Source organism: Streptomyces sp. NPDC041940, assembly GCF_055589465.1.
This window is the reverse complement of the sequence record NZ_JBVJBP010000013.1, coordinates 86,893-112,204: the sequence shown is the minus strand read 5'-3', so window position 1 is coordinate 112,204 and position 25,312 is coordinate 86,893. Positions and strand designations below refer to the sequence as shown.

The 25,312-nt window shown below is 71.6% G+C and carries 23 protein-coding genes; 11 read left to right on the top strand and 12 right to left on the bottom strand.

All coding sequences use genetic code 11. From position 1 onward, the window contains the following. Positions 1 to 108 precede the first annotated feature (108 nt). The gene (gene rsmI / locus ACZ6I3_RS22620) at positions 109 to 954 is read right to left on the bottom strand and encodes a 16S rRNA (cytidine(1402)-2'-O)-methyltransferase (RefSeq protein ID WP_469416831.1); all 846 of its coding nucleotides are present in this window, start codon (positions 952 to 954) and stop codon (positions 109 to 111) included. A gap of 85 nt (positions 955 to 1,039) precedes the next feature. Here rsmI and ACZ6I3_RS22615 point away from each other — a divergent pair, with 85 nt between their 5' ends. The 3 genes from ACZ6I3_RS22615 (at position 1,040) to ACZ6I3_RS22605 (ending at position 6,316) form a co-directional block, all read left to right on the top strand. Then, positions 1,040 to 2,785 (top strand): dolichyl-phosphate-mannose--protein mannosyltransferase, encoded by a 1,746-nt coding sequence (locus ACZ6I3_RS22615; RefSeq protein ID WP_469416830.1) that lies wholly within the window; start codon positions 1,040 to 1,042, stop codon positions 2,783 to 2,785. A 131-nt stretch (positions 2,786 to 2,916) separates the two neighbouring features. Then, positions 2,917 to 4,548: a penicillin-binding transpeptidase domain-containing protein gene (locus ACZ6I3_RS22610; protein WP_469417017.1), complete on the top strand. Its 1,632-nt coding sequence runs from the start codon at positions 2,917 to 2,919 to the stop codon at positions 4,546 to 4,548. Between the two features lie 97 nt (positions 4,549 to 4,645). Further along, positions 4,646 to 6,316, top strand: coding sequence for a penicillin-binding transpeptidase domain-containing protein (locus ACZ6I3_RS22605; protein ID WP_469416828.1), 1,671 nt, complete (start codon positions 4,646 to 4,648; stop codon positions 6,314 to 6,316). Positions 6,317 to 6,325: 9 nt separating this feature from the next. Here ACZ6I3_RS22605 and ACZ6I3_RS22600 read toward each other — a convergent pair whose 3' ends face one another. After that, complete coding sequence (locus tag ACZ6I3_RS22600) at positions 6,326 to 6,691, bottom strand: SsgA family sporulation/cell division regulator (RefSeq protein WP_469416826.1); 366 nt, start codon at positions 6,689 to 6,691, stop codon at positions 6,326 to 6,328. Positions 6,692 to 6,859: 168 nt separating this feature from the next. Between ACZ6I3_RS22600 and ACZ6I3_RS22595 the strand changes: the two genes are divergently transcribed. The 6 genes from ACZ6I3_RS22595 (at position 6,860) to ACZ6I3_RS22570 (ending at position 11,675) form a co-directional block, all read left to right on the top strand. Next, positions 6,860 to 7,924, top strand: coding sequence for an energy-coupling factor ABC transporter permease (locus ACZ6I3_RS22595; protein WP_469416825.1), 1,065 nt, complete (start codon positions 6,860 to 6,862; stop codon positions 7,922 to 7,924). Position 7,925: 1 nt separating this feature from the next. After that, positions 7,926 to 8,687, top strand: a complete 762-nt coding sequence (gene cbiQ / locus ACZ6I3_RS22590) for a cobalt ECF transporter T component CbiQ (RefSeq protein ID WP_382832164.1) — start codon at positions 7,926 to 7,928, stop codon at positions 8,685 to 8,687. Next, positions 8,675 to 9,451 (top strand): energy-coupling factor ABC transporter ATP-binding protein, encoded by a 777-nt coding sequence (locus tag ACZ6I3_RS22585; RefSeq protein WP_469416823.1) that lies wholly within the window; start codon positions 8,675 to 8,677, stop codon positions 9,449 to 9,451. Before cbiQ ends, ACZ6I3_RS22585 begins: the two co-directional genes overlap by 13 nt. Before the next feature lie 10 nt (positions 9,452 to 9,461). Continuing rightward, positions 9,462 to 9,923: a MarR family winged helix-turn-helix transcriptional regulator gene (locus ACZ6I3_RS22580; RefSeq protein WP_469416821.1), complete on the top strand. Its 462-nt coding sequence runs from the start codon at positions 9,462 to 9,464 to the stop codon at positions 9,921 to 9,923. A gap of 107 nt (positions 9,924 to 10,030) precedes the next feature. Then, positions 10,031 to 10,477, top strand: a complete 447-nt coding sequence (locus ACZ6I3_RS22575; RefSeq protein ID WP_469416820.1) for an organic hydroperoxide resistance protein — start codon at positions 10,031 to 10,033, stop codon at positions 10,475 to 10,477. A 34-nt stretch (positions 10,478 to 10,511) separates the two neighbouring features. Further along, the gene (locus ACZ6I3_RS22570) at positions 10,512 to 11,675 is read left to right on the top strand and encodes a serine hydrolase domain-containing protein (protein WP_469416818.1); all 1,164 of its coding nucleotides are present in this window, start codon (positions 10,512 to 10,514) and stop codon (positions 11,673 to 11,675) included. Here the strand turns inward: ACZ6I3_RS22570 and ACZ6I3_RS22565 are convergent, their stop codons facing one another. From ACZ6I3_RS22565 to ACZ6I3_RS22550, 4 genes are all read right to left on the bottom strand, one after another. Further along, positions 11,676 to 11,951, bottom strand: coding sequence for a DUF1876 domain-containing protein (locus ACZ6I3_RS22565; protein ID WP_469416817.1), 276 nt, complete (start codon positions 11,949 to 11,951; stop codon positions 11,676 to 11,678). A gap of 66 nt (positions 11,952 to 12,017) precedes the next feature. After that, positions 12,018 to 12,863, bottom strand: a complete 846-nt coding sequence (locus ACZ6I3_RS22560) for an EamA family transporter (protein ID WP_469416816.1) — start codon at positions 12,861 to 12,863, stop codon at positions 12,018 to 12,020. Further along, positions 12,860 to 13,375, bottom strand: coding sequence for a YbaK/EbsC family protein (locus ACZ6I3_RS22555; protein WP_469416814.1), 516 nt, complete (start codon positions 13,373 to 13,375; stop codon positions 12,860 to 12,862). Before ACZ6I3_RS22555 ends, ACZ6I3_RS22560 begins: the two co-directional genes overlap by 4 nt. Positions 13,376 to 13,429: 54 nt before the next feature. Then, complete coding sequence (locus ACZ6I3_RS22550; RefSeq protein ID WP_469416813.1) at positions 13,430 to 14,158, bottom strand: helix-turn-helix domain-containing protein; 729 nt, start codon at positions 14,156 to 14,158, stop codon at positions 13,430 to 13,432. Positions 14,159 to 14,381: 223 nt separating this feature from the next. Between ACZ6I3_RS22550 and ACZ6I3_RS22545 the strand changes: the two genes are divergently transcribed. Continuing rightward, entirely contained in the window at positions 14,382 to 15,053 is a 672-nt protein-coding gene (locus tag ACZ6I3_RS22545; RefSeq protein WP_469416811.1) for a DUF4097 family beta strand repeat-containing protein, read from the top strand. 82 nt (positions 15,054 to 15,135) lie between these two features. Here the strand turns inward: ACZ6I3_RS22545 and ACZ6I3_RS22540 are convergent, their stop codons facing one another. Together ACZ6I3_RS22540 and ACZ6I3_RS22535 are read right to left on the bottom strand one after the other, a co-directional pair. Further along, positions 15,136 to 17,361: an MMPL family transporter gene (locus tag ACZ6I3_RS22540; RefSeq protein ID WP_469416810.1), complete on the bottom strand. Its 2,226-nt coding sequence runs from the start codon at positions 17,359 to 17,361 to the stop codon at positions 15,136 to 15,138. A 124-nt stretch (positions 17,362 to 17,485) separates the two neighbouring features. Beyond that, a complete protein-coding gene (locus ACZ6I3_RS22535; protein WP_469416808.1) occupies positions 17,486 to 18,085 on the bottom strand; it encodes a TetR/AcrR family transcriptional regulator in 600 nt (199 codons plus the stop codon). Positions 18,086 to 18,225: 140 nt separating this feature from the next. Between ACZ6I3_RS22535 and ACZ6I3_RS22530 the strand changes: the two genes are divergently transcribed. Next, positions 18,226 to 21,483 carry a S41 family peptidase gene (locus tag ACZ6I3_RS22530; protein WP_469416807.1) on the top strand — a complete coding sequence of 1,086 codons (3,258 nt, stop codon included), beginning with the start codon at positions 18,226 to 18,228 and terminating at the stop codon, positions 21,481 to 21,483. 64 nt (positions 21,484 to 21,547) lie between these two features. On the opposite strand, the gene ACZ6I3_RS22525 is transcribed toward ACZ6I3_RS22530, so the two are convergent. The 4 genes from ACZ6I3_RS22525 to ACZ6I3_RS22510 all read right to left on the bottom strand — a co-directional run bounded on the left by ACZ6I3_RS22525 (position 21,548) and on the right by ACZ6I3_RS22510 (position 25,182). Beyond that, positions 21,548 to 21,775, bottom strand: a complete 228-nt coding sequence (locus tag ACZ6I3_RS22525) for a hypothetical protein (RefSeq protein ID WP_469416805.1) — start codon at positions 21,773 to 21,775, stop codon at positions 21,548 to 21,550. A 76-nt stretch (positions 21,776 to 21,851) separates the two neighbouring features. Beyond that, entirely contained in the window at positions 21,852 to 22,736 is an 885-nt protein-coding gene (locus ACZ6I3_RS22520) for an SDR family oxidoreductase (protein ID WP_469416803.1), read from the bottom strand. Next, a complete protein-coding gene (locus ACZ6I3_RS22515) occupies positions 22,733 to 23,665 on the bottom strand; it encodes an alpha/beta fold hydrolase (protein ID WP_469416802.1) in 933 nt (310 codons plus the stop codon). Before ACZ6I3_RS22515 ends, ACZ6I3_RS22520 begins: the two co-directional genes overlap by 4 nt. Further along, entirely contained in the window at positions 23,662 to 25,182 is a 1,521-nt protein-coding gene (locus tag ACZ6I3_RS22510; RefSeq protein ID WP_469416800.1) for a flavin-containing monooxygenase, read from the bottom strand. The genes ACZ6I3_RS22515 and ACZ6I3_RS22510 overlap by 4 nt, the downstream gene beginning before the upstream one ends. Positions 25,183 to 25,312 lie beyond the last annotated feature (130 nt).

Here is a 25,312-nt window from a genome sequence, read left to right as displayed (position 1 = left end):
GGCGCCGATTTGGGCGTTCCTTGCCCCAGCGCCCGTCCTGCTTTGCCCACCCATGGGGCGCACGCTCATTCGACATGCGCCCTGCTCAGAGGGTGTCCTGCACAACCGTCACGCGGAGTTCTTCGCGGCGACAACGGCATCAAAGACCACTCGCTTGGGCACCCCGGCCTCCACCGCGACCGCGGCGATGGCCTCCTTGCGCCGCTCCCCCGCCTCCTCCCGCACCCGGACCCGCCGCACCAGCTCCTCGGGCCCGATCTCCTCGGGCCCCTTCTCGGGCGCGCCCTCCACCACCACGGTGATCTCCCCGCGCACCCCCTCAGCGGCCCAGGCGGCCAGTTCCCCCAGCCCCCCGCGCCGCACTTCCTCGTACGTCTTGGTCAGCTCCCGGCACACCGCGGCCCGCCGCTCCGCGCCGAACACCTCGGCCATCGCCGCCAGCGTGTCGTCGAGCCGGTGCGGAGCCTCGAAGTAGACGAGGGTGCGCCGCTCCCCGGCCACCTCCCGCAGCCGCCCCAGCCGCTCCCCCGCCTTGCGCGGCAGGAACCCCTCGAAGCAGAACCGGTCGACGGGCAGCCCCGACAGCGCGAGCGCGGTGAGCACGGCGGACGGCCCGGGCACGGCGGTGACCCGTATGTCCCGCTCGACGGCGGCGGCGACCAGCCGGTAGCCGGGGTCCGACACCGACGGCATGCCCGCGTCCGTGACCAGCAGCACCCGCGCCCCGCCCGCCAGCTCCTCGACCAGCTCGGGCGTCCGCGCCGCCTCGTTGCCCTCGAAGTACGAGACGATCCGCCCCTTGGGCGTGACCCCCAGGGCCTGGGTCAGTCGCCGCAGCCGCCGTGTGTCCTCGGCGGCGACGACATCGGCTCCGGCCAATTCGTCGGCGAGCCGGGGCGGGGCGTCCGCGATGTCGCCGATGGGGGTACCTGCGAGTACGAGGATTCCAGTCACCTCACCATCCTCCCAGGGGCGGAGGATGCGGACGCATACCGGCCATGCACGGGACTCACACAGAACGGTTCCCTACGATGGCGCGGTGACCAGTACCGCGTCCTCCACGGACACCCGGCAGGGCCAGGCGCCGCTCGAGCAGCGGCCGCCCTGGCAGCAGCGGCTGCGCCGCTTCGGCTACCAGGGGCAGCCCAGAAGCGACGCCCGCGACGTCCGTGAACGCCTGGTGCCGCCGTACACCGAGCCCGGCCCGCGCCTGTGGGCGGCGCTCGGCGTCCCGCACACCCTGGCGGGACGGCTGGTGCGCTGGTCGGCCTGGATCGGCCCGCTGCTGGTCACGCTGCTGGCGGGCGTGCTGCGGTTCTGGAACCTGGGCCACCCCAAGGCGGTGATATTCGACGAGACGTACTACGCCAAGGACGCGTGGGGTCTGGTCCACCGCGGTTTCGAGGTCAACTGGGACAAGAACGCCAACGATCTGATCCTGTCGGGCGGGCAGGTCACGATCCCGGGGGACGCGGCGTACGTCGTGCACCCGCCGGTCGGCAAGTACGTCATCGGGATCGGCGAGCTGCTGTTCGGCTTCGACCCCTTCGGCTGGCGTTTCATGACGGCGCTGCTCGGCACGCTGTCGGTGCTGATGCTGTGCCGGATCGGCCGCCGGCTGTTCCGCTCCACCTTCCTGGGCTGTCTGGCGGGCGCGCTGATGGCGGTGGACGGCCTGCACTTCGTGATGAGCCGCACGGCGCTGCTCGACGGCGTGCTGATGTTCTTCGTGCTGGCCGCGTTCGGCTGTCTGCTCGTGGACCGCGACAAGGCCCGCGAGAGACTCGCCGCGGCGCTCCCGGTGGACGCCGACGGCCGGGTCCGGCCCGACCGGCACACGGCCGAGACGGCCCGGCTGGGATGGCGGCCCTGGCGCTGGGGCGCGGGCTTGATGCTGGGTCTGGCGTTCGGCACGAAGTGGAACGGCCTCTACGTCCTGGCCGCGTTCTGCCTGATGGCGGTCCTGTGGGACGTCGCCTCGCGCCGGGTGGCCGGCGCCCGGCACCCTTACTCGGCGGTCCTCAGGCGCGACCTGGGCCTCGCGTTCCTCGCCACGGTCCCGGTCGCCCTCGTCACCTACGTCCTGGCCTGGACCGGCTGGATCCTCTCCGCCACCGACGGCTCCGGCGGCTACTACCGCAACTGGGCCGCGACCAGCGGCAAGGGCGGCAGCTGGACCTTCCTGCCCGACTGGCTGCGCAGCCTGTGGCACTACGAGCACCAGGTGTACGAGTTCCACGTCGGCCTGTCCTCGCCGCACACGTACCAGTCCAACCCGTGGAGCTGGCTCGTCCTCGGCCGCCCGGTGTCGTACTTCTACGAGTCCCCGGCGCCCGGCAAGGACGGCTGCCCGGCCGACGCGGGCGGGAAGTGCGCCAGCGAGGTGCTCGCCCTCGGCACACCGCTGCTGTGGTGGGTCGGCTGCTTCGCGGTCCTCTACGTCCTGTGGCGCTGGTTCTTCCGCCGCGACTGGCGCGCGGGCGCCATCGCCTGCGGCATCGCGGCCGGCTACCTGCCCTGGTTCATGTACCAGGAGCGCACGATCTTCTTCTTCTACGCCGTCGTCTTCCTGCCGTTCCTGTGCCTGGCGGTGGCGATGCTCCTCGGCGCGATCATCGGCCCGCCCCGCTCCTCCGACACCCGCCGCGTCGCGGGCGCCACGGGCGCGGGCGTCCTGGTCCTGCTGATCGCCTGGAACTTCATCTACTTCTGGCCCCTGTACACCGGCACGGCCATCCCGATCGACGACTGGCGGTCGCGGATGTGGCTGGATACCTGGGTCTGACCTACGTTTCGGTCAAGAATCGAAACACCCGTACCTGTGGTAACCGCTTCCCCCTAGAGTGCTCCCGGGATCGAGCTTTCTGAACGCGTTCAAAGGAGCGCGTGGAGGCTCAACGGGGAGAGGACGGCCTGATGGCCAAGGGGGTCAAGGTCGCTGTCATAGGCGGCGTGTTCGCGGTGATGGTGGGTGGGGCCGGGTACGGCGCCTTCAACATCGTGAGCGCGCTGGCCGGCGACGGGGGCACGAGCGGGGTGGCGGCGGAGAAGAAGTCGGGGCCGCCCGGCAAGGACGAGGTCGAGGAGACCAGCACCAAGTTCTTCGCGGCCTGGGAGAAAGGTGAGGCCGCGACGGCGGCGTCGTACACGAACAACGACGCGGCGGCCGAGCAGCTGCTCACCGCCTTCGGGGACGACGCGCACCTCACCGACGTGAAGATCACGCCCGGCACGGCGAGCGGCACCACCGTGCCGTACAGGGTGAAGGCGAAGGTGGCCTACGACGGGAAGTCGAAGCCGATCGGCTACCAGAGCGAGCTGAAGGTCGTGCGCGGGCTCACCACCGGGCGGGCGCTGGTCGACTGGCGGCCCGCTGTCGTCCACCCCGAGCTGAAGAAGGACGACACGCTCGTCACGGAGAAGTCGGCCAACCCGCCGATCGAGGCCACCGGCCGTGACGGCACCGAGCTGACGAAGGAGAAGTACCCCTCCCTCGGCCCGGTCCTGGACGCCCTGCGCGCCAAGTACGGCAAGGAGGCCGGCGGCACCCCCGGCATCGAGCTGGTGATCCGGCACGCCGGCGAGGGCGTCCCCGACACCCCGCTGCTGACCCTCGCCAAGGGCAAGCCGGGCAAGCTGACCACCACGATCAGCCCGAGCGCCCAGGCGGCGGCCGAGAAGGCGGTCGAGAAGTTCGCCCAGTCGTCGGTCGTGGCCGTGAAGCCGAGCACCGGCGAGGTCCTGGCCGTGGCCAACCACCGTCAGGACGCGTTCAACGCCGCCTTCGAGGGCAAGGCCGCCCCCGGCTCCACCATGAAGATCATGACCGCCGCGATGCTCATCGACAACGGCGTGACCTCGATGAACGGCCCGGCGCCCTGCCCGGACACCGCCGTGTGGCAGAGCCAGACGTTCAAGAACCTCACCGGCATGAAGGCCGATGAGGACGCCACGCTGGCCAACAGCTTCATGCGGTCCTGCAACACCGCCTTCATCAAGCTCATCGACGAGAAGCCGCTCACCGACGCCTCGCTGACGCAGGAGGCCGAGCGGCGCTTCGGGCTCGGGCAGGACAACTGGAAGACCGGCATCGTCTCCTTCGACGGCAGTGTCCCCGAGGTCGGCGGACCGGACCGGGCGGCCGGCGCCATCGGGCAGGGCCAGGTCCAGATGAGCCCGCTGAACATGGCCTCGGTGACCGCGACCGCGATCACCGGCGGCTTCCGCCAGCCCTACCTCGTGTCGCCGGAGCTGGACGGCCGGCAGCTCGCGCAGGCGGAGGGGCTGCGGGCGAGCACCGCCTCCCAGCTCAAGCAGATGATGCGGCTCACCGCCACGCAGGGCACCGCCGCGGAGGCCATGCGGGGACTGGGCGGCGACATCGGCGCCAAGACCGGTTCCGCCGAGGTCGACGGCAACGCCAAGTCCAACAGCTGGTTCACCGGGTTCCGGGGCGACGTCGCGGCGGCGGCCATGACCGAGGAGGGCGGTCACGGCGGTGACGCGGCCGGGCCGATTGTCGCAGCCGTGCTACGAACGGGTGGCTGATCTCACGCGCGCGGGACGGGACTCTAGGGTGGTGGGCGTCGTTGGGACGTCTGAGGGCAACGGGGACCCTGGGGATTCGCGGAGGAACGGACAAGCAGTGGGCAACAGAAGGCGCGTCGCCGAGCGACGGAAGACCAGACCCGCCGTGATCGGCGGGGTGATCGCCGTGGTCGTCGGTGGCGCCGGGTTCGGCGCCTACGCGCTGTTCGGCGGCGGCGCGGCCGCCGACGACGGCAGCCGGACGGCATCGGACCAGAAGCCCAAGGTGAAGACCGGGCCGCTCTCGGCGACCGAGGTCACCACCACCGCCCGCGCCTTCCTCACCGCCTGGCAGTCCGGGAAGGTCCCGCAGGCCGCGGCGGCCACCGACGAAGCGGCCGCGGCGACGGCCCTGCTCACCGGCTGGACCAAGGACGCCCGCGTCAAGGACGTCACCCTCACCCCGGGCAAGCCCACCGGTGACAAGGTGCCGTTCTCCGTCAAGGGCACGGTGGCGTACAAGAACACCGAGAAGCCGCTCGCGTACGAGAGCGCGCTGACCGTCGTGCGCCGCACCAGCGACGGAAAGCCGCTGGTGGACTGGCACTCGGCGGTCGTCCACCCGGATCTGAAGGACGGCGACAAGCTGGTCACCGGCGAGGCGGGCACGCCCCCGGTCAAGGCGCTCGACCGGGACGGGGGCGAGCTGACCAAGCAGAAGTACGCCTCGCTCGGCCCGGTCCTGGACGGGCTGCGCGAGAAGTACGGCAAGGAGGCCGGCGGCAAGGCCGGTATCGAACTGCGGGTCGTGCGCGGGAAGTCCGCCAAGTCGGACGACCTCTCGGACAAGACCCTGCTGGAGCTGAGCGAGGGCACGCCCGGCACGGTGAAGACCACGCTGGACCCGGCCCTCCAGGCGGCGGCCGAGAAGCAGGTCGCGAAGAAGGCCAAGTCGTCGGTGGCCGTCATGCGGGCCTCGACCGGCGAGATCCTGGCCGCCGCCAACGCCTCGCCCGGCTTCAACACCGCCTTCCAGGGCTCGCTCGCGCCCGGCTCCACGATGAAGGTCATCACCGCCTCGCTGCTGCTGGACAAGGGCCTGGCGTCGGCGGACAAGAAGCACCCGTGCCCGAAGTACTTCACGTACGGGCACTGGAAGTTCCAGAACGACGACAAGTTCGAGATCAAGAACGGCACGTTCAAGGCGAGCTTCGCCCGCTCCTGCAACACGGCCTTCATCAGCCAGGCGCCGAAGCTCAAGGACGACGACCTCACCAAGCAGGCCCAGCAGGTCTTCGGCCTGGGGATGAACAACTGGGCGATCGGTGTGCCGTCCTTCGACGGCGCCGTGCCGGTGCAGTCGGCGGCCCAGATGGGGGCCTCGCTGATCGGGCAGGGCGGGGTCCGGATGAACCCACTGAACATGGCGTCGGTGTCGGCGACGGTCAAGAGCGGCACCTTCCACCAGCCGTACCTGGTCTCCCCCGACGTGGATGACCGCAAGCTCGCCAAGGCCTCGCGCACGATGTCGTCGGGCACGCTCTCGCAGTTGCGTGAGCTGATGTCGTACACGGCCGCCGCCGGGACGGCGGCGGAGGCGATGTCCGGGGTCAGCGGCGATGTCGGCGCCAAGACCGGGTCCGCCGAGGTCGACAACCAGAAGAAGCCGAACGGCTGGTTCACCGCCTACCGGGGCGACCTCGCGGCAGCGGGCGTGGTCCAGCAGGGCGGCCACGGCGGCTCCACGGCCGGGCCGATCGTGGCGGCGCTGCTGAAGGCGGGGAGCTGACCCGGAAGGTCAGTGGATGACCGGTTCCGCGGCGGCGATGTACGTCCGCCGCAGGAACCGCAGCAGCGCCTGCCGTTCGAACTGCACCACCAGCACGCCCTCCGCGGAGTGGAACTCGACCACGGCCTGCACCCGGCCACACGGCCACACCCGCACCTCACCGCTGCCCGCGGGGGCCCGCAGCCCCTCCTCCAGGAGTTCACGGCCGAAGGTCCACTCGCGCGCCCCGGCACCCGGCAGCTTGATGCCCACGGCACGGGGATCGCGGTCCGGGTCGTACCGCAGAGTGACCGGAACCGCCTCCAGCTCATCGATCAGCGGGACGGCCGCGTCCGTGACGATATGGGCTCGCGCGTACTGCTCGACTACGGACATCGGACGGCCCCTTCACCGTGCGCCATCTGTGTGGAAACTGTGCGTCCACTTCCTCTCCAATGTCGCATATTTTCCGGATTGCGCCTTTGCGGCCGGACATATCACGGGTGAGATAAGACGAGCGTCACGCTCTTGCAAACCGTTCGCATCAAGCCACATCATCGAATAGTGCATGTACCTGACGGATTCATCGACGCCCCCACCTCAGTCGCCACCGGTGTGATCGCCGCGGGCGCCGTCGCCGTGAGCCTGCGCGGCGCGCGGCGCGAACTCGACGAGCGCACCGCCCCGCTGGCCGGCCTCGTGGCGGCGTTCATCTTCGCGGTGCAGATGCTCAACTTCCCCGTCGCGGCCGGGACCAGCGGCCATCTGCTGGGCGGTGCGCTGGCCGCGATACTCGTCGGCCCCTATACAGCGGTCCTGTGCGTCTCCGTCGTCCTGCTGATGCAGGGCCTGCTCTTCGCGGACGGCGGCCTGACCGCGCTCGGCGTGAACATCACCAACATGGCGATCGTCACGACGGTCGTCGCCTACGCCCTCTTCCGGGGCCTGGTGAAGGTGCTCCCGCGCACCCGCCGGTCGATCACCGCGGCCTCCTTCGTCGCCGCCCTCGTCTCCGTCCCGGCCGCCGCGCTCGCCTTCACGCTCATGTACGCCATCGGCGGCACCACCGACGTCTCCATCGGCAAGGTCGCCACCGCGATGGTCGGCGTGCACCTGTTGATCGGCATCGGTGAGGCCGCGATCACCGCGCTGACCGTCGGCGCGGTCCTCGCCGTGCGCCCGGACCTGGTCCACGGCGCCCGCGACCTCACCCCGAAGCTCAAGCTGCGGGTGAACGGCGAACTGGTCGACGCGCCCGGCGCCGAGCCCGAGCCCGCACCCGTGGCCGCCCGCACCTCCCACCGCAGGGTGTGGGCCGCGGGCCTGGTCACCTCCCTCCTGCTGGCCGGACTCGTCAGCTTCTACGCCTCCGCCAACCCGGACGGCCTGGAGAAGGTCGCCACCGACCACGGCATCGACAAGAAGGCCGAGGAGCACGCCGCGGCCGGCTCCCCGCTCGCCGACTACGGCGTCAAGGATGTCGATGACGCCCGCCTGTCCGGGGGTCTGGCGGGCGTCATCGGCGTGGGTGTCACGGTCGTCGCGGGCAGCGGTGTCTTCTGGGCCGTACGTCGGCGCCGTTCGGACGACACGTCCCCCACGGACACATCGAGCACCACGAGCGTCTGACATGGGAGCAGGGCACGCGCACAAGCTCTACCGGCACGGGCACTCACCCGTGCACGCCCTGCCGCCGCACACCAAGCTCGCCGCCGTGTTCGCCTTCGTGCTGGTCGTGGTGGCGACGCCGCGCGAGGCGATGTGGGCGTTCGGGGGGTACGCCGTGCTGCTGGGCGTCGTCGCGGGCGTCGCGCGCGTGCCCGCCGGGTTCCTGCTCCGGCGGCTGCTGATCGAGGTGCCGTTCGTCGCGTTCGCGGTGCTCATGCCGTTCGTGGCGGAGGGCGAGCGGGTCGACGTGCTGGGCATGTCCCTGAGCGTCAACGGCCTGTGGGGCGCCTGGAACGTGCTCGCCAAGGGCACGCTCGGCGTCGCCGCGTCCGTACTCCTCGCCGCCACCACCGACCTGCGCGAACTGCTCCTCGGCCTGCAGCGCCTCAAGCTGCCGCCGCTCCTCGTGCAGATCGCGTCCTTCATGATCCGCTACGGCGACGTCATCGCGGACGAGATGCGGCGCATGCGGATCGCCCGGGAGTCCCGCGGCTTCGAGGCGAAGGGCGTCCGGCACTGGGGCGTGCTCGCCAAGTCGGCCGGCGCCCTGTTCATCCGCTCCTACGAACGCGGCGAGCGCGTGCATCTGGCCATGGTCAGCCGGGGCTACGCCGGTGCCATGCCGGTCATCGACGAGGTGACCGCGTCCCGGGCGCAGTGGTCGTACGCCCTGGCCCTCCCGGGCGCGGCCCTCGTCGTCTGTCTGCTGGGATGGGCCCTGTGACTGATGTGACCCCCTCGCTGGAAGTGGCCGGACTGGCCTTCGCGTATCCCGACGGCCACCAGGCCCTCTTCGGCGTCGACTTCTCGGTCGCGCGCGGTGAGCGGGTCGCGCTGCTCGGGCCGAACGGCGCCGGCAAGACGACCCTCGTGCTGCACCTCAACGGCATCCTGACCGGCGGCACCGGCACGGTGAAGGTCGCCGGGCTGCCCGTCGGCAAGCAGCACATGGCCGAGATCCGGCGCCGGGTCGGCATCGTCTTCCAGGACCCGGACGACCAGCTCTTCATGCCGACCGTCCGGGAGGACGTGGCGTTCGGGCCGGCGGCGGGCGGGCTGAAGGGGCCGGAGCTGGAGGAGCGCGTGGACCGGGCCCTGGAGCGGGTCGGCATGGCGGAGTTCAAGGACCGCCCGCCGCACCACCTCTCCTTCGGGCAGCGCCGCCGGGTGGCCGTGGCGACCGTCCTCGCCATGGAACCGGAGATCCTCGTCCTCGACGAGCCCTCCTCCAACCTCGACCCCGCCTCCCGCCGCGAACTGGCCGACATCCTGCGCTCGCTGGACGTGACGGTCCTGATGGTCACGCACGACCTCCCCTACGCCCTGGAGCTGTGCCCGCGCTCCCTGGTCCTCAGTGAGGGCGTGATCGCGGCGGACGGTCCGACCGGCGCACTGCTCTGTGACGAGGAGCTGATGCGCGCCCACCGGCTGGAGTTGCCGTTCGGCTTCGATCCGCGTTCCGTGCCGGCCGCCGAGGCCCGTCCGTGACAATGAGCGCGTGACGAACGAAGAGGACGCCGGATCGCTGCTGCTGGACGAGCAGCTGTGCTTCGCGCTGTACGCCGCCCAGCGCGCGGTGACGGCCGCGTACCGCCCGCTCCTCGACGCACTCGGCCTCACCTATCCCCAGTACCTCGTGCTGCTGGTCCTGTGGGAGCGCGGCGAGACCACGGTCAAGGAGCTGGCCGCGGCCCTGCGCCTCGACTACGGCACGGTCTCGCCGCTGCTGAAGCGGCTGGAGGCGGCGGGTCTGCTGCGGCGCGAACGGTCGGCGCGGGACGAGCGGTCGGTGCTCGTGGCCGTGACCGGACGGGGGGAGGAACTCCGGGAGCGCGCGACCTGCGTGCCCGGCGCGCTGCTCGCTGCGACGGGCCTGGACGGCACGGAGATCGCGCGGCTCCGCGAGGACCTGTGGCACCTGGCCGAGAAGGCGGAGTCGGCGGCCGACCGGGCGCGCTGACCGCGAGTCGTCCCGGGTTGTCACCCACCCTGGTGGCGCAGGCCGATTACCGGCCAGTACCTTGTGCACGATGTGTTTGTGCACACCTGTTTCCGGGGGAGGACAGCATGACTGACGGCCCCGCCGTCGACACCCGCCCGACGAAGATCATGTACGTCGCGGAGGCCACCGCCCACGGCGGCCGTGAGGGCTACGTCACCAGCCAGGACGGCCAGATCGAGCTCAAGGTCGCGATGCCCCCGCAGCTCGGCGGCGACGGCAACGGCACCAACCCGGAACAGCTCTTCGCGGCCGGCTACAGCTCGTGCTTCCACAACGCCCTGATCCTGGTCGGCAACCGCGAGGGCTACGACCTGACCGGCTCCACCGTCGCCGCGAAGGTCGGCATCGGCCCCAACGCCCAGCACGGCTACGGCCTCGCGGTCGCCCTGAGCGTCTCCCTGCCGGTCGTCGACCCCGACCTCGCGACCAAGCTGGTGGACGCGGCCCACGCGATCTGCCCGTACTCGAACGCGACCCGCGGGAACATCGACGTGACGATCCTGCTTGGCTAGAGGGGAGCAGCCCGGCAATACGAGGAGTACGGACGTGGACGTGAACGGCACAGTCGCCGAGGGCTTCGAGCCGGTCAGGGAAGCGTTCGTACGGAACTTCCAGACGCTCGGGGAGCGGGGCGCGTCGGTCGCCGTCTACCGGGACGGGCGGCAGGTCGTCGACCTGTGGGCCGGCACCAAGGACGTCGACGGCACGGCCCCCTGGGAGCACGGCACCGCCCAGGTCGTGCGCTCGGCGACGAAGGGCGTGGCCGCCGCCGTACCGCTCCTGCTGCACCAGCGCGGACAGCTGGACCTGGACGCGCCGGTGGGCCACTACTGGCCGGAGTTCAAGGCGCGGGGCAAGGAGCGGGTGCTGGTCCGGCACGTCCTGAACCACCGGGCCGGACTGCCGGTCCTCGACCACCCCCTCACCCCCGAGCAGGCCCTCGACCCGCTGCGGGGCCCCGAGGCGGTCGCCGCCCAGGCCCCCGTGTGGGAACCCGGCACCGACCACGGCTACCACGCGCTCACCTACGGCTGGATGCTCGACGAACTGGTGCGGCGGGTGACCGGGCAGGGCGCGGGCGAGTGGCTCGCGGCACAGGTCACCGGCCCGCTGGGCCTGGATCTCTGGCTCGGTCTGCCCGAGTCGGAGTCCCACCGGGTGGGACGCGCGGGCCGCGTCGAGGGCCCCGAGCCGACGGGGGGCCTGCGCGCCCGCCCGAAGCGCTCGGTCACCGAGGCCTACGAGGACCCGGCCTCCCTGACCCGCCGGGCCTTCGCGGCGATCACCCCGTTCCCGGAGCAGAACGACCCCGCCTACCGCGCGGCGGCCCTGCCCGCGACCAACGCCATCGCGACGGCGGACGGGCTGGCCCGCTTCTACGCGACACTGACCGGCGACACGGCCGGTGTCGCACGCCTCTTCACGCCGGAGACGGTCGAACTGGCCCGGGCCGAGGAGTCGGCGGGCCCCGACCGCGTCCTGGTGGTCGGCACCCGCTTCGGCCTCGGCTACATGCTGCACGGCAGCGCCTCGCCCCTCCTGGCCCCGGGCTCCTTCGGCCACCCGGGCCGCGGCGGCGCCCTGGGCTTCGCGGACCCGGAGTCCAAGATCGCCTTCGGCTACGTCACGAACGGCTTCCGCAAGACGGTGACGGCGGATCCGCGGGCCCAGGGGCTGGTGCGGGCGGTACGGCAGGCCCTCGGTGACTGACTAGACGTGGATCGGGTGGGAGATCCGCCCGGACGCCTGGTCGATCTCCTCATGGGCTTTGGTCAGCAACCGCATGGCGAGTTCGTTGAGCGCCCGGGCCCCGGCGATCTCCTCTCCGACCCTGGGCTGGTTGGCGTCGGACCGGTGCCGGTTGGCCGCCCCGTGCGCCCGTACCTCGCTGCCGTCGGGCAGCCTCACCATCGCGACCGCGCGCGTGTGCTGCTCGTCCTCCATGAACTCCATCTCGACGTGCCATCCCGCTCGGGTGTGCATCATGACGATCACCTCCGGAAGACCTAGTTCCAGGGTGCTCCTCCGGGTACGCGAGTGCACCCGCCTTGCCTACCCGGCGTGCAGCATCAACCCGATCCCGACGAGGAGCAGCCCGGCCGCCGCGATCCTCGGAACCCCGAAGCGCTCCTTGAAGAACACGGCGCCGATCGCCGCGCCCACGATGATCGACGACTCGCGCAGGGCGGCGATGGGCGCGAGTTCGGCCTTGGTCTGGGCCCACAGGACGAGGGCGTAGGCGGCGACGGAGAGGGCGGCCCCGATGAGCCCGGTCACGGCGAACGGCCGCAGCAGGGCGACGGTCCGCCCGCGCCAGCGGCTCAGGGCGTACGCGGGGATGACGACCCCCTGCACGGCCATCAGCCAGGCGATGTACCCGAGCGGGGAGCCCGACGCCCGCACGCCCAGTCCGTCCACGACGGTGTACACGGCGATCGTCAGCCCGGTCGCCAGGGCCGCCCCGATCGCCGCCCAGTCGGGCCGCCGCCCGCGCAGCCCCCACAGGGCGACGCCGGTCAGTCCCGCGCACGACAGGGCGATACCGGCGGCGGCCCACCCGTCGGGCACCTCGTGTGCGAAGAGCGCGGCGAGCAGGGTCACGACGAGGGGCGCGGTGCCGCGCGCGATGGGATAGGCCTGCCCGAAGTCGCCCAGCCGGAAGGACTTCATCAACAGGGCGTAGTAGGCGATGTGGATGGCGGCCGAGAACAGCAGATACGGCCACGCCCCGGCCGCCGGGAACGCCACGAACGGCGCGAGCGCCAGCCCGATGACCACTCCGCCGCCCGAGATGAGCGCGAACCCGGCGAGCTTGTCCGTGATCTTGTGCGCGATGGCGTTCCAGCTGGCGTGGGTCACGGCGGCGAGCAGCACCGCGGCCGTGACCAGCGGCGTCACGTGGCGCTCTCGCGCACGTCCACCAGAGTCGCGCCGGCGTGGGCGACGAGGTCGCGGGGCGTCATGGGGAACACGGTGTACGGCGTCCCGGCCGCCGCCCACACGGTCTCGTGGTCGAGCAGGGACCGGTCGGCGAGCACGCGTGTCTTCGTCCGGTGCCCGAAGGGCGGCACGCCGCCGATGGCATAGCCGGTCGTCTCCCGCACGATGTCGGCCCTGGCCCGGGTGACCTTGTCCGCACCGAGTTCCTTGCGCACCAGTTCGAGGTCGACCCGGGAGGCCCCGTCCATGAGCACCAGCACGGGCACCCCGTCCGCCGCGAAGATCAGTGACTTGCAGATCTGGCTCAGCTCACACCCGAGAGCGGCGGCGGCTTCGGGGGCGGTACGGGTGGCTTCCGGGAAACGCCGGACGAGCGGCACGACCTCGTCGAGCCCGAGCTCCCGCAGGGCCTGGGCGAAAAGGGGATGTGCCCCGGAGTCATCGGCGTCAGTGGCGGCTGTCGTCGTCATGGGGGCACGCTAGCGGTCCGTGTATCAGGCACGCGAGGGGGGATGGAGCGGGCGTCATGCCCCCTGGGTCCCCTCGACCTTCGTACGGAGGATCTCGCGGGCCTGTTCCGCCGCGCGGGCCGTGCTCTCGCTGACGAAGTCGAGGAAGCGGGCGATGTTCTCCAGGCGGGCGGCGACCGGGGTGCCGGGGCCGAGGACGCCGACGCCCTGGCGTGCGATCTCGACGAGCTGGGCGATGGACCGGGCGCTGGCCATCATCGACTGGTACCAGATGTCGTCGTCGACGGTGTAGCGCTCACGGCGGCGTTCGTCGCGTTCCCGGCGGACGAGGCCCTGGCTGTCGAGGAACGCGACCGCCTTGGAGATGGACGCCGGGCTGACCTGGAGGCGCTGGACCAGTTCGGACGCGGTGAGGCTGCCGCTGTCGGTGAGGGTGAGGCAGGCCATCACCCGGGCCGGCATCGTGGTCATGCCCGAGGCCATGAGGACGGTGGTGAACACCTCCTCGTACTCCCGCACGGCCTCGGCGTCGCGCCCGTGGGCCTGCGGGGGCGCCTCCGCCGCCCGGGGCGCGGCCTGCCGGCGCCGGTGGGCGCGGCGTTCGGTGGCCCGGTGGGCCAGGTCGGCGCGGTAGGCGGTGGGGCCGCCGTTGCGCATGACCTCGCGCGTGATGGTGGAGGTCGGGCGGTCGACGCGTCGGGCGATCTCCGCGTAGGCGAGGCCGTCGGCCAGTCCCAGCGCGATCTGCTGACGTTCCTGCTGGGTGAGCCTGCCTCCCGGCATCGCGATCTCCTTCGTTCTTCTCAGCTGGCCTCCAGCATAGCGTTCACCTTCATTTCATTGCAACGAATGCATGAATGGCGTTGCGTTAAACCAGAGACCATTGCAACGAAATTGCCAATCTGACCTGCCCTTACTGCCATCGATCGCAACGAGTGCGTTGCCAGATCCATGAACGCAACGTAGCGTTTCTTTCATCAGAAACGACGAGCTCAAGGAGAGCGCGATGCAGAAGTTCACCACCCCCGCCCCGATCGCCGCCGTCCTCGACATCCCCGCCGGACGCGTCCAGTTCATCGCCGCCGACCGGGCCGACACCACCGTCGAGGTCCGGCCCGCGAACAGCTCGAACGGCCGCGACGTGAAGGCGGCGGAGCAGATCGGCGTCGAGTTCGGCGACGGCGTCCTGCGGATCGAGGCCGCACCGGCGAAGAACCGGATCCTCGGCCACTCCGGATCCGTCGAGGTGACCGTCCAGCTGCCCGCCGGCTCCCGTGTCGAGGCGAAGGCGGACAGCTCCGAGTTCCGGGGTGTCGGACGGCTCGGCGATGTCGCCTTCGAGGGCGCGCAGGGCTCGGTCAAGCTCGACGAGACCGAGGGCGCCCGCCTCACCCTCCTCTCCGGCGACGTCTCGGTCGGCCGGCTCGGCGGCTCCGCCGAGATCAGGACCCAGAAGGGCGACATCCGGGTCGCCGAGGCCATGGGCGGCACGGTCGAGCTGCGCACCGAGCACGGCGAGATCTCGGTCGGCGCCGGCCGCGGCGTCTCCGCCTCCCTGGACGCCGGCACCGGCTTCGGCCGGGTCCACAACGCGCTGATGAACGCCGAGGGCGCCGCCGCCGGCCTGAACATCCGCGCGACCACCGCCTACGGCGACATCACCGCCCGCAGCCTGTAGGCGGGATGAGCACGGAAATGCCGGTGAGGGCCCCCGTCCCCACGGAGCCCTCACCGGCCGGATTCTCAGAAGCGGTGGAACGTCAGGCGCGTACCAGCTCCCGGTCCGTGTCCCCGCGGTCCGAGTCCGGGCGCAGGCCCTCGCCCTCGACGTCCACGTTGGGCAGGGCCCGGTCCAGCCACCTGGGCAGCCACCAGGCCTTGCGGCCGAGCAGGGCCAGGACGGCCGGGACGATCGCCATGCGGACGATGAACGCGTCGAAGAAGACCGCGATCGCGAGGCCGAAGCCGATCATCTTGACCATCGACTCGGACGAGCCGATGAAGCCGGCGAAGACCGCCATCATGATGACCGCAGCGGCCGTCACCACCCGGGCGCCGTGCCGGAAGCCCGTCACGATCGCCTGGCCGGCCTTCTCCCCGTGGACGTAGGCCTCCCGCATCCGGGTCACCAGGAACACCTCGTAGTCCATGGCCAGGCCGAAGACCACGCCGACCATGAAGATCGGCATCATCGACATGACCGGGCCGGTCTGCTCCACGCCCATCAGGCCCGACAGCCAGCCCCACTGGAAGACCGCGACCACCGCGCCGAGGGCGGCCATCACCGACAGCAGGAAGCCGAGGGCCGCCTTCAGCGGGACCAGGATCGAGCGGAAGACCACGATCAGCAGGAGGAAGGCCAGGCCGACCACCAGGACCAGGTAGGGGATCAGCGCGTCGTTGAGCTTCTCGCTGACGTCGATGTTCATCGCCGTGCTGCCGGTGACCAGGACGCTCGCGTCCGTGTCGGCCTTGATGTCCGTGCCCGCGTCCCGGATGCCGTGCACCAGGTTCTCCGTCGTCACGGAGGACGGCTGGGAGCCGGGGATCACGGTGATGGTGGCCGTGTCGCCGGCCTTGTTGGGTGCCGGCGGCGTCACCGTGACGACGTCCTTGAGGCCCTTGATCTCGTCGCCGACCTGAGCGAAGGCCGCCTTCGGGTCGTCGCTGTCCTTCGCGTCGACGACGACCATCAGCGGGCCGTTGAAGCCGGGACCGAAGCCCTCCGACAGCAGGTCGTAGGCGCGGCGCTGGGTGGTGGAGGTGGGCTGGGAGCCGTCGTCCGGCAGGCCCAGTTCGAGGCTCGACGCCGGGACGGCCGCCGCGCCGAGGCCGATGACACCGAGCAGCAGGACCGCGACCGGGCGGCGGACGACGAAGCTCGCCCAGCGCGTGCCCAGGTTGGGGCGCTCCGGCTTGTTCGACGGCTCCTTCGACGGGTTCTTCGAAGCCCGGCCGAACCGCTTGCCCTTCTCCCCCATGGGCTTCACCTTCCGGCCCGCGTAGCCGAGCAGCGCCGGGACCATGGTCAGCGCGATCAGCACCGCGATGGCCACCGTGCCCGCCGCCGCGATACCCATCTTCGTCAGCATCGGGATGTTGACGACCGACAGACCCACCAGCGCGATCACGACCGTCAGGCCCGCGAAGACCACCGCCGAGCCCGCCGTGCCGGTGGCCCGGCCCGCCGCCTCCTCGCGGTCGCGGCCCTCGGCCAGTTCGGCGCGGTAGCGGGAGACGATGAACAGGGCGTAGTCGATGCCGACCGCCAGGCCGATCATCATCGCCAGGGTGGAGGTCGTGGAGCCCAGGTCCAGCACACTGGCCAGGGCGGTGATCGAGGAGACGCCGATGCCCACGCCGATGAGCGCCGTCAGCAGCGGCAGACCGGCCGCGACCAGTGAGCCGAAGGTGATGACGAGGACGACCGCGGCGACCGCGATGCCGATGATCTCGCTGGAGCCGGTGTGCGGGACGGTCTGGAGGGCGTCACCGCCGATCTCGACGGTCAGCCCGCTCTCGCGCGCGTCCCGCGCGCTGTCCTTAAGGGCGTCGCGGGAGGAGTCCTCCAGCTCCATGCCGGAGACCTTGTACGACACCTGCGCGTAGGCGATCGTGCCGTCCTTGCTGACGGCCTTCGCCTGGTACGGGTCGGTGACGCGGGCGACCTCGGAACCGTCGGCGAGTTCCTCGACGGCCTCCCGGACCGTCGCCTTGTTGCCGGGGTCGGTCATCTTCTCGCCGCTCGGCGCCTTGAAGACGACGCGTGCGGTGGCTCCGTCGGCGCTCACGCCGGGGAAGCGCTGTTCCAGCAGGTCGAAGGCCTTCTGGGCCTCCGTGCCGGGGATGGAGAACGAGCTGTTGCCCGCGGCGGGGGCGCTGGCCGCGCCGACACCGGCGAGGGTCAGCAGAGCCACCCAGATCAGGGCGACGAAGTGCCGCCGCCGGAACGAGAGCCGGCCGAGTTTGTAGAGGAAAGTGGCCACGAGGGCGTACTCCCGGTCAGGTCGTGGGGTGTTTCAGGGCAGGGGTGATCAGCCCGACGACGTGAGCGGTGATCGCGTCAGGTGCTGCGGTGGGGATGGCTCAGCTGGGGGAACCCGAGGGGACTCAGCTGGTGGGGATGCCGAGGGCGGGGAGGACCACGGCGTCGATGTACGAGGTGAGGAAGGCCTGCGTCGGCGGCTGGTCGTCGATCAGCGTGCGGGTGGCGAAGGCGCCCACCAGCATGTGCACGACGTAGTCCAGTGCCGGGCAGTCGGCGCGGACCTCGCCGCGGTCGACCGCTCTGCGCACCACCCGCTGGAACTCCTCCATCTCCGGCTCGATGAGCAGTTCCTTGAAGGCCTGGAGGAGGTCCGGGTTGGCGTGCACCGCCATGAACAGGCCCCGCATCAGCGCGGCGTTCTGCTGCATGGCGCAGTCGTCCTCACGCGCGGTGAGGGCATGGAGGTCGCCGCGCAGGGATCCGGTGTCGACGTCGGCGATGTCGCCCGGCTTGTTGTGCCGGACCGCCTTCGCCACCAGCTCCGGCTTGCCGCCCCACTGGCGGTAGAGCGTCGCCTTGCTGGACCGGGTGCGCGCTGCCACGGCGTCCATGGTGAGGGCGTCGTAGCCGACTTCCCGGAGCAGGTCGAGCACGGCCGCGTACAGCTCGGCCTCCCGCTCGGGGGTGATCCGACTGCGACGCGCGGTGGCGGCCTCAGCCATCTCGCTCACCTTCCTTCTCCGGCACAAGAGGAATCTAGCGCAGCGCCTAGAGAAACGAAACCGTTTCGTACGTGTGCTGCGTCACGGAGGCCTGTTTGTCATAACTTGCTGCGGTAAGCCCCGAGGCAAAGCATGGGGACGTGAGCTATCTGCGTCTGCCGCATCTCCATGACGACCTGCTGTGCTTCGTGGCCGAGGACGACCTCTGGCTCGCCCCGCTCGATGCCCCGGGCCGCGCCTGGCGGCTCACCGTCGACCGCGCCAAGCTGGGCCACCCCCGCTTCTCCCCCGACGGCCGCCACCTCGCGTACACGAGCTGGCGCAGCCTGCTGCCCGAGGTGCATCTCGTGCCGGTGGACGGCGGGCCGGGCCGCCGGCTGACCCACTGGGGCAGCGCCGACACCCGGGTCTGCGGCTGGACCCCGGACGGCGAGATCCTGGCCGTGGCCTCGCACGGCGAGCCCTTCTCCTTCTTCACCTGGGGCTACAAGGTCCCTCTCGACGGCGCCCCGGGCCGCAAACTGCCCTGGGGGCCGGTCTCCGACCTCCAGGTCGCGGACCTGGACGGCGAACGCAAGAGCCTTCTCCTCACCGGCACCCCGCCGCACGAGCCGGCCTCGTGGAAGCGCTACCGGGGCGGTGCCACGGGCCGGCTGTGGCTGCACGGCAAACGGCTGCTCGAAGGCCTCGGCGGCCATCTGCACTCCCCCATGTTCGTCGGCGGCCGGATCGCCTTCCTCTCCGACCACGAGGGCGTCGGCAACCTCTACTCGTGCGCCGACGACGGCTCCGGCCTGCGCCGTCACACCGACCACGACGCCTTCTACGCCCGGCACGCCTCCAGCGACGGGACACGGGTGGTGTACCAGTGCGCGGGCGACCTGTGGCTGGTCGACGACCTGTCGCCGGACTCCGAGCCGCGGCGGCTTGACGTACGGATGGGCGGGCCGCGCGCGGGGCGGCGCCCGTACCAGGTGGCGGCGGCCCAGCACCTCGACGGGATCTCGGTCGACGAGACCGGCCGGGCCAGTGCCGTCGTCGTACGCGGCAGTCTGTACTGGCTCACCCACCGCGACGGGCCCGCCCGCACCCTCACCGACACCCCGGGCGTCCGGGTGCGGATGCCGGAGATGCTCGGCGCGAGCGGGCGGGTGGCGTATGTGACGGACGCGGAGGGCGAGGACGCGATCGAGATCGCCTCGCTGCCCCGGGCGTCCGGCGACCGCGGACCGCGGCGGCTGGCCCCGGGCGCCCTGGGCCGGGTGCGCGAGCTGGTCTCGGACCCCGAGGGCGAGCGCCTCGCCGTCGCCTCGCACGACGGGCGGCTGCTCCTCGTGGACGTGACCGAGGACACCGAGGACACCGAGGACACCGACGACTCGGACGGTGAGGTCACCGAGCTGATCCGGTCGGTCAACGGGCCCGTGCGCGACCTCGCGTTCTCCCCGGACGGGGCGTGGCTGACCTGGTCGCATCCGGGTATCGGGCGGACCCTGCGGCAGATCAAGCTGGCCAGGGTCGAGGGGGGTGCCGTCATCGACGTCACCAACGGCCGCTTCGAGGACGAGAACCCGGTGTTCACGCGCGACGGCCGCTACCTCGCCTTCCTGTCCTGGCGCGGCTTCGACCCCGTCTACGACGTGCACACCGGCGACCTGTCCTTCCCGCTGGGCTGCCGCCCCTACCTCGTGCCGCTGTCCTCAGCGACGCCCTCCCCGTTCGCGGTGAACCCGGAGGGCCGTCCGGCCGCCGGGGGCCTGGACCCGGTGGAGGACGACGAGAACGGGGACGGCGGGGCGGTGACCGTCGAGGCCGAGGGTCTCGAGAGCCGGGTCACGCCCTTCCCGGTGGCCGCCTCCAAGTACTCGGCGCTGCACCCGGTCGCGGGCGGCGGGCTGGTGTGGCTGCGCTGGCCGATCTCGGGAGCGCTGGGCGAGACGTTCGCCAACCCGGACGACACCAGCGGCCGGCCGACCCTGGAGCACTTCGGCATCACCAAGGCCAAGCGGACCGAACTCGTCGGCCATCTCGACTGGTTCGCGGTGAGCGGCGACGGCAGCAGACTGGTCGTGGTCGACGAGGGCGAGCTGCGCGCGGTGCCCGCCGTCGAGTCGGGCGACGCCGACTCGACGGTGTGGATCGACGCGCGCCGCATCCTGCACGTGGCCGACCCGGCGGCCGAGTGGCGGCAGGCGTACGAGGAGGCCGGGCGGCTGATCCGGGCGTACTTCTGGGAGCCGGGCATGTGCGGCATCGACTGGGCCGGGGTGCTGGACCAGTACCGCCCGCTGGTCGAACGGGTCGCCTCCCCGGACGAGTTCGCGGACCTGCTGCGCGAGGTGCTGGGCGAGCTGGGCACCTCCCACGCGTACGTCACCGCCGCCCGGCGCAACGAGGGCCCGCCGCACTACCAGCGCCGCCAGGGCCTGCTGGGCGCCAACCTCGTACGCCGGGACGGCGGCTGGACGGTGCTGCGGATCCTGGCCGGCGACTCCTCCGACTCCAAGGCCCGCTCCCCGCTGGCCGGCACGGGCATCCGGGAGGGCGCGGTCCTCACCCATGTCGACGGCCGCCCGGTCGATCCGCACGCGGGACCGTATCCGCTGCTGGCGGGCGCGGGCGGTACCACGGTGGAACTGACCTTCACCCCGGCAGAGAGCGCGGGGCCGCCCCGGCGGGTCGCCGTCGTCCCGCTGGTGGACGAGCGGCCGTTGCGCTACCAGGACTGGGTGGCCAAACGCCGCGCGGTGGTACGGGAGTTGAGCGGCGGCCGCTGCGGCTATCTACACATCCCGGACATGGGCGGTTCGGGCTGGGCGCAGTTCAACCGCGATCTGCGCATGGAGGTGTCCCGGCCCGCGCTGATCGTGGACGTACGCGGCAACGCCGGGGGCCACATCAGCGAGCTGGTCATCGAGACGCTGAGCCGCACGATCCTGGGCTGGGACCTGACCCGCGACGCCCAGCCCGTGTCGTACACCTCGAACGCGCCGAGGGGGCCGGTGGTGGCGCTGGCGGACGAGGCGACCTCCTCCGACGGTGACATGATCACCGCCGCGTTCAAACTGCTGAAGCTGGGCCCGGTGGTGGGGCAGCGGACCTGGGGCGGTGTCGTCGGCATGACCGGCCGCCACGAGCTGGGGGACGGCACGGTGATCACGGTGCCGATGAACGCGGCCTGGTTCGACGCCTACGGCTGGTCGGTGGAGAACAGGGGCGTCGCCCCCGACATCGACGTCCTGCGCACCCCGCTGGACTGGGCGGAGGGCCGCCACGCCCAGCTGACCGACGCGGTGGAGCTGGCGCTCGGGCTGCTGGAGAGCAATCCGGCGGCGGTGCCGCCGACGTACAGCGACGTACCGGACCGCTCCCGGCCGAAGCTGCCGCCGCGCGCATGAGGCCGCGAGGACGCGAGGAAGGGGCGCCCCGCGCGAGGCGCCCCTTCCCCTTCAGCACGCGTCGTCAGGCGTCGTAGTCCTGGTCGAAGCGGTCGTCCTGCTCGCGCTCCCGCTCACGGTCACGCTGCGGGTTCTGCGGGTTCTGCGAGCGCTGCGGGTGCTGCGGCGAGTCCATGTCCTCGTCCCGCCGGCGACCGCGGCCCTGCATCTGCTCGCGGGCCTGGTCGGCCTTCTGACGGGCCTGGTTCTGCCACTGCTCGGACTTCTCCTGGAACTGGTCCTTCATACCCATGTGGGTTCACTCCCGTTGGGGGTGAGGGGATCTGGCTCGATCAGATTCACACGGGTCGTGACCCTGCGCATGTCGATCACTTACGGAGCGTGTTCCGCTGCTGTTCATCGGCCGCTCCGCCCGCCCCGACGAGGCCCGTGCGCATGCCCGTCAGCCGGTCCGCGAACCGCCGCATCTCGCGCTGGCCCACCGTCCCGATGACCCCGGGCAGATATCCCCGCACGCCCTGCATGCCGCGCAGCCACCACTGCCCGTACACATGGCTCGACCGGTTCTCGATCCCGGCCACGAGCCGGTCCACGGCCGGGCCCAGCGGGTAGGTCTTGTTGGACGGCCAGGGCAGCCGCTGCCTCAACTCCCGCATGACGTCGTCCTGGTCGGCCCCGCGCACCATGTCGGTGTCGGTCCACGACAGATACCCGACGCCGACCTTCACGCCCCTGTGCCCGACCTCGGCGCGCAGGCTGTGCGCGTACGCCTCCACGCCGGACTTGGACGCGCAGTACGCGGTCATCATCGGCGCCGGGGTGATCGCGGCGAGGGACGCGATCTGGAGCAGATACCCCCGGCTCTGGAGCAGCATCGGCAGGAAGGCGCGGCCGGTCACCGCCGAGCCGATCAGGTTGACCTCGATCACCCGCCGCCAGGACTCCGGGTCGGAGTCGGCGAAGGGACCGCCGGTGGCGACACCGGCGTTGGCGACGACGATGTCGACCCTCCCGAAGCGCTCCTTCACCTCACTCGCGACCCGGGCCATCGCCTCGTGGTCGGTGACGTCGGCGTGCCAGTGGTCGCTGTCGCTGTGCAGCCGCCCGGAGACCTCCTTGAGCGCGTCCGGCTCCAGGCCGACCAGCGCCACCTTCACGCCGCGCGCGGAGAGCTTGCGGGCCAGCAACTCCCCGACGCCGCGCGCCGCGCCGGTCACCACGGCGACCTTCCCCTCGAGGTTCACCCTGCTCATGCGCTCTCCTCGGATACGACCCGGACGGGCCGGATGTGTGCGTGGACGAGTTCCCGGATCATGCCGCCGACCAGTTCCGGCGCCTCGATGGGCGTCATGTGGCCGATGCCGGGCAGTTCGGTGAGCCCGGTGCACTGCGGCAGCGCGGCGGCCAGGGCCCGGGCCTTGACCGGCGGGGTCAGCCGGTCCGCCGTACCGACGACGACGGCCGTGGGCACCCGCAGCTCACGCACGCCGTGGTCGAGGTCGAGCAGGTCCAGGACCTGCGACCAGGAGTGGCGGACCTTGCGGGGGCAGGCGTGCACGATGCGGGCGCACGCCTCGACCATGTGCGGGGCCGAACCGGCGCCCATCGTGCCGTACTTGAGGATCCGGCGGGCCAGCGGTGTGACCGGGCCGAGCGGCGCCCGGGAGCCGAGGATCCGCCGCGTCAGCCAGGTGCGCAGCCGTCCGGCCCGGATCGGTACGACGGTGGAGGCGGCGACCAGCTGCGAACTGCCCGTGCTGCACAGCAGGACGGCGGCCGCGTGCGCCCGGAAGCCGGCCCGCTCGGAGGCCGCCATCACGGTCATGCCGCCCATGGAGTGCCCGGCGATCACGGCCTGTTCGCCGGGCGCCAGGGCGGCTTCGAGTACGGCCTCCAGGTCGTCGGCGAGCGCCTCGGCACTGCACGCGGGGCTCGCGGGGCTGCGCCCGTGGCCGCGCTGGTCGTAGGCGATGACCCGGTGGTCGGCGGCCAGTTCGCGGATCTGCGCCGCCCAGAACGCGGTGGAGCAGGTCCAGCCATGGGCGAGGACGACGGCCGGGGCACCGTCGGGGCCGTGGATCTCGACGTGCAGCCGGGCGCCGTCCGCGGAGACGGCGGTCAGTTCGCGCCCGGGGGCGGGCGGGGCGTAGGGGCCGGAGTCGACGTGCAGGAGACGGCTCACGCGTCCACCCCGGCCTTCTCGGCCTCCTTCCGCGCGGGGACGCGCAGGACGTCGTACTCGGCGAGGTCGACCCGTCGCGTGGCCCGCCGGAACTCGCCTGTCGTGCCGGGCCAGATGGTGGTGTTGCGGCCGCTCGCGTCGAGGTACCAGCTGGTGCAGCCGCCGGTGTTCCACACCGTGCGCTTCATGCGCTCCTGCACCCGGTGGTTCCAGTCCCGTACGGCGTCCGGCCGGGCGTCGAGAGCGACCCGGCCGCCGAGGACGTCGAGCTGGCGGACGTAGTCGGCCAGGTAGTTCAGCTGGGACTCGATCATGAGGATCATCGAGGAGTTCCCTAGGCCCGTGTTGGGCCCGATGATCGTCATCCAGTTGGGGAACCCGGCGGCGGAGGCACCGCGCAGGGCCTCCATGCCGCCCTTCCAGGTCTCCGCGAGGGTCCGTCCGTCGGCGCCCACGACCCGGTCAGCGATGGGCATGTCGGTGACGTGGAACCCGGTGCCGAAGACGATCGCGTCCGCCTCGGCCGCACTGCCGTCGGCGGCGACCAGGGTCGATCCGCGGACCTCGGCCAGCCCGCTCGCGACCACGTCCACGTTGGGCTGCGCGAGCGCCGGGTAGTAGTCGCTGGACAGCAGGATCCGCTTGCAGCCGATGCGGTAGTCCGGGGTGAGCTTCGCCCGCAGCGCCGGGTCCTTGATGGAGCGGGCCATGTTGCGCCGGGCCAGCTCCTCGACGAGGCCGAGCTGCTTCGGGTGCTTGGTGAACGCCTGCACCTGCAACTCCCGCAGGCCCCACAGCAGTCCGCGCCGCAGCTGCGAGGTGAAGGGCAGCTGCCGGTGCAGCCACCGCTCGCCGTCACTGATGTTCCGGTCGACGCGGGGCATGACCCACGGCGGGGTCCGCTGGAACAGGGTCAGGCGCGAGACCTCCGGCTGGACGGCCGGCACGATCTGGGCGGCCGAGGCCCCGGTCCCCACCATCGCGACGCGCTTGCCGCGCAGGTCGTAGTCATGGTCCCAGCGGGCCGAGTGGAAGACCTTGCCGGGGAAGGACTCCAGCCCCGGTATCTCCGGCACCTTCGGATCGGACAGCGGCCCGGTCGCCGACACGACCAGGTCCGCCGACAGGTTCCCGCTGCTGGTCTCGATGTCCCAGCACAGCCGCTCGGCGTTCCACGTCATCCGCTTCACCTCCGAGTCGAAGCGGATGTGCGGCCGCAGCCGGAACACGTCCGTGACGTGCTCCAGATAGGCGCGGATGTGTTCCTGCCCGGAGAAGGTGCGCGGCCATTCGGGGTTGGGCGCGAAGGAGAACGAGTAGAGGTGTGAGGGCACGTCGCACCGGCACCCCGGGTAGCTGTTGTCCCGCCAGGTGCCGCCGACGCTGCTCGCGCGCTCCAGGACGACGAAGTCGGTGATGCCCTCGCGGCGCAGCCGCACGGCGGCCCCCAGCCCGCCGAACCCGGACCCGACCACCGCGACCCGTACGTGCTCGCGTTCGTGTTCGCGTTCGCCCATGCCGACACCTCCACACACCACGAGAACCATGCCAGTGAACACTGGCGCAATGGGAGCGTAGGGCAGCGGCGTACTGATGGGTAGGGGGCGGAACGAGGAAGTTACCCGTGGTACGCCTTAAGGTGCCCAG

Excerpts from the sequence above, each read along its gene's own strand:
- ACZ6I3_RS22610 (WP_469417017.1), top strand. The coding sequence starts at position 2,917 with ATGGCCAAGGGGGTCAAGGTCGCTGTCATAGGCGGCGTGTTCGCGGTG.
- ACZ6I3_RS22600 (WP_469416826.1), bottom strand. The coding sequence starts at position 6,691 with ATGTCCGTAGTCGAGCAGTACGCGCGAGCCCATATCGTCACGGACGCG.
- cbiQ (WP_382832164.1), top strand. The coding sequence starts at position 7,926 with ATGGGAGCAGGGCACGCGCACAAGCTCTACCGGCACGGGCACTCACCC.
- ACZ6I3_RS22585 (WP_469416823.1), top strand. The coding sequence starts at position 8,675 with ATGGGCCCTGTGACTGATGTGACCCCCTCGCTGGAAGTGGCCGGACTG.
- ACZ6I3_RS22575 (WP_469416820.1), top strand. The coding sequence starts at position 10,031 with ATGACTGACGGCCCCGCCGTCGACACCCGCCCGACGAAGATCATGTAC.
- ACZ6I3_RS22565 (WP_469416817.1), bottom strand. The coding sequence starts at position 11,951 with ATGATGCACACCCGAGCGGGATGGCACGTCGAGATGGAGTTCATGGAG.
- ACZ6I3_RS22555 (WP_469416814.1), bottom strand. The coding sequence starts at position 13,375 with ATGACGACGACAGCCGCCACTGACGCCGATGACTCCGGGGCACATCCC.
- ACZ6I3_RS22550 (WP_469416813.1), bottom strand. The coding sequence starts at position 14,158 with ATGCCGGGAGGCAGGCTCACCCAGCAGGAACGTCAGCAGATCGCGCTG.
- ACZ6I3_RS22545 (WP_469416811.1), top strand. The coding sequence starts at position 14,382 with ATGCAGAAGTTCACCACCCCCGCCCCGATCGCCGCCGTCCTCGACATC.
- ACZ6I3_RS22535 (WP_469416808.1), bottom strand. The coding sequence starts at position 18,085 with ATGGCTGAGGCCGCCACCGCGCGTCGCAGTCGGATCACCCCCGAGCGG.
- ACZ6I3_RS22525 (WP_469416805.1), bottom strand. The coding sequence starts at position 21,775 with ATGGGTATGAAGGACCAGTTCCAGGAGAAGTCCGAGCAGTGGCAGAAC.
- ACZ6I3_RS22520 (WP_469416803.1), bottom strand. The coding sequence starts at position 22,736 with ATGAGCAGGGTGAACCTCGAGGGGAAGGTCGCCGTGGTGACCGGCGCG.
- ACZ6I3_RS22510 (WP_469416800.1), bottom strand. The coding sequence starts at position 25,182 with ATGGGCGAACGCGAACACGAACGCGAGCACGTACGGGTCGCGGTGGTC.